The organism is Kordiimonas lipolytica, assembly GCF_042651265.1.
GTDB lineage: Bacteria > Pseudomonadota > Alphaproteobacteria > Sphingomonadales > Kordiimonadaceae > Kordiimonas > Kordiimonas lipolytica.
In genome coordinates this window covers 1-1,173 of record NZ_JBHSCR010000020.1, presented here as the reverse complement: position 1 = coordinate 1,173, position 1,173 = coordinate 1, and the positions used below count along the sequence as shown (strand labels likewise).

Sequence of the window (1,173 nt, the reverse complement as noted above, 5' to 3'; positions counted from 1 at the left end):
CTTATACATTGAGAGGCACGAAGATTTGTTATGATCTTCGTGCCTCTTTGATTTTGAACAGGGGGTGGCCACCCCCTGTTCAAGGTGCGGAATGTGGTTGAGCCCACTCGGGGCAAGACCTTTTACGGTCGTAAAAAAGCATAACCCTTCCGCACCACAGAGGCTTCGTCGAACCGCTGAGTGAGCTTTTACGCTCGTGTATAAGAAAGACAAAGCCAATGACTTATACCACGCGATCCATTGGGATCGACATATCAAAATCATCCTTTGACGTTTGCCTGCTGCCAGAAGGCGAAGCAGACACATTTACCAATAATACATCCGGCATTGCCAAATTCCTTTCGTGGGTTGCTGACAGGGAAGACATTGAACGGCTGATCCTGGAGCCTACAGGTGGCTATGAACGCATGGTCACAGATGCCTTGCTTGCAGCCGGGTTGCCGGTTGCCAAAGTTAATGCCCGATATATCCGTCAGTTTGCCCGGGCCAGTGGGCAATTGGCCAAAACCGACAAGGTGGATGCCTTTGTGCTAGCCGACTATGGCAGGCGCATGGAAACACGCCTTCTTGAACAACCTTCTGAACAGCAGCAGGAACTCTCAGACCTCGTAGTCCGATACAAACAGCTGTCCCACATGATTGTCCAGGAAAAGAACCGCCGGGAAAAGCTGCTGAACAAGGCAAGAGACTGGATCGAAGAGGCTCTGAATTTCCTGCTGGAACAGCGTCAAGCCGTTGTGGAAGCGATGGAGGAATGCCTGGAACAGGATGCAGCACTCAAGGCCAGGGCCAAAGTGTTGACTTCAATAAAGGGCATTGGATTGCGGACCGCCTGCTTCCTGCTGGCAGGCCTGCCGGAACTGGGTCATCTCGACAAAGGACAAATCGCCAAGCTCGTTGGTCTAGCCCCAATCAACCGGGATAGTGGTCTAATGCGCGGCAGGCGGACAATTACAGGAGGACGGAAACATGTGCGCGATGCTTTATATGTGGCGACACTCCCCGCCATTCGCTTCGATCCGGAAATGAAAGCTTTCTATCAACGCCTCAGGGAAAACGGGAAGCCCGGTAAAGTCGCTCTCATTGCAGTCACTAGAAAAATCCTCATTCGCGCAAACGCAAAAATGAGGGATCACTATGCAGCCGCGCTTGACACATAACACCGCTGCTTTT

Annotated in this window: 1 protein-coding gene; it reads left to right on the top strand. The window is 51.8% G+C overall.

The features are described 5' to 3' along the window. The first annotated feature begins 218 nt into the window (after positions 1-218). Positions 219-1,160, top strand: a complete 942-nt coding sequence (locus tag ACFO5Q_RS16715; protein WP_082719706.1) for an IS110 family RNA-guided transposase — start codon at positions 219-221, stop codon at positions 1,158-1,160. Positions 1,161-1,173 lie beyond the last annotated feature (13 nt).

Bases quoted from the DNA above. Each gene is read 5' to 3' on its own strand.
- ACFO5Q_RS16715 (WP_082719706.1), top strand. From the start codon at position 219: ATGACTTATACCACGCGATCCATTGGGATCGACATATCAAAATCATCC.